The sequence below is a fragment of the Variovorax beijingensis genome (genome assembly GCF_007828835.1).
Classification (GTDB): domain Bacteria; phylum Pseudomonadota; class Gammaproteobacteria; order Burkholderiales; family Burkholderiaceae_C; genus Variovorax; species Variovorax beijingensis_A.
This window is the reverse complement of sequence record NZ_VIVL01000037.1, coordinates 1-1442: the sequence shown is the minus strand read 5'-3', so window position 1 is coordinate 1442 and position 1442 is coordinate 1. Positions and strand designations below refer to the sequence as shown.

At 59.1% G+C, this 1442-nt stretch carries 1 protein-coding gene; it reads left to right on the top strand.

Annotated elements, in window-relative coordinates:
• The first annotated feature begins 42 nt into the window (after positions 1-42).
• Positions 43-1400, top strand: a protein-coding gene (locus tag FB547_RS33235) for an IS3 family transposase (RefSeq protein ID WP_145747842.1) whose coding sequence is annotated in 2 segments (ribosomal slippage) — positions 43-540 and positions 543-1400 — 1356 coding nt in all. Because the reading frame shifts where the segments join, the coding sequence is not laid out codon by codon here.
• The last annotated feature ends 42 nt before the right edge of the window (positions 1401-1442 follow it).

The following is a 1442-nucleotide window of genomic DNA, read 5'->3' as shown; positions in this document are numbered from 1 at the left end:
TCTGAACTGACCCCAGAAGTTGGACGAACTTCAAGGGGTTTCATGAAGAAGTACGAAGCGGAGTTCAAGCTCAAGGTCGTCGAGAGCTTTTTAGCTGGCGAGGGCGGAGCGAAGTTGCTGGCCCGGCGTTGGTCGTTGCCCGAGGAAAAGATCCGCACCTGGGTGAGCCGCTATCGCCTCCACGGCATTGACGGGTTACGCCCCAAGCGCAGCGCTTACAGTGCGCAGTTCAAGTTACAGGTGCTGGCTCACCAGGACCGTGAACAGCTTTCGAGCCGCCAAGTAGCGGCGGTCTATGACATTCGCAATCCCAACCAAGTGGTGGTCTGGCGACGCAATCTTGACCAAGGTGGCGTGCAGGCCCTCGATGGCAGAAAACAAGGGCGTCCCAGCATGAAGCCGGAACGACGCTGCCCACCGCCGGCAAACACGGCTGCCACCGATTCGACGCAGGCCCTGCGCGAAGAGAATGAGCGACTGCGCGCGGAGGTCGCGTACCTAAAAAAATTACAAGCCTTGATCCGGTCGAAGAGATCAGCTGCGCCGACAAGGCGCGTCTGATTGCCGGGTTGAGGCGACATCACAAATTGACGGATCTGCTGCAAGCTGCAGGCTTGGCACGCAGCACGTTTTACTACCAGTGCCAGGCGACCCAGCGCGCCGACCAGCAAAGCACCCTGAAGACCAGGATCCGTGCTGTCTACGACGAGCACAAGGGCCGCTACGGCTACAGGCGGATCACGGCGGCGCTGTGCAACTCGCTCGAAAAACCAGTCAACCACAAGTGCGTGCAGCGTCTGATGCAGAAGATGGGACTGCGAGCGATGATCCGGGCGAAGAAGCGCTCCCGACAAGTGCTGGGCATAAGCGATGAGCACGTGCCCAACGTTTTGCAACGCGACTTTTGCGCAACCGCTCCGAACCGGAAATGGGCGACGGACGTCACCGAGTTCAGTGTGAATGGCCACAAGCTCTATCTGTCGGCCTGTATGGACCTCTACAACGGAGAGATCATCGCGCACCGTATGGCAAGGCGCCCCGTCTTCGAGCTGGTTTCCAGCACACTTCAGACAGCGCTATCGCGGATCAGGTGCACCACCGAACTGGTCGTTCACTCGGACCAGGGCTGGCACTACAAGATGAAGCCCTATCGAGCGATGCTCGCGAGACGAGGGGTCAAGCAAAGCATGAGCCGTAAGGGCAACTGCTTCGACAACGCGGCGATTGAGAGCTTCTTCGGCACGTTGAAGGCCGAGTATTTCCATCTTGCTGCGCCCGACAGCATTGATGCGCTCGAAGCGGGCGTGCATGATTACATCCACTACTACAACCACGAGCGCATCAAGCTCGGATTGCAGGGACTCAGCCCGGTCGACTACCGGCTGAGAAGCACCGCCTGATCGGCGGAATCGTGACCGTCCAACTTCTGGGGGTCAGTTCAA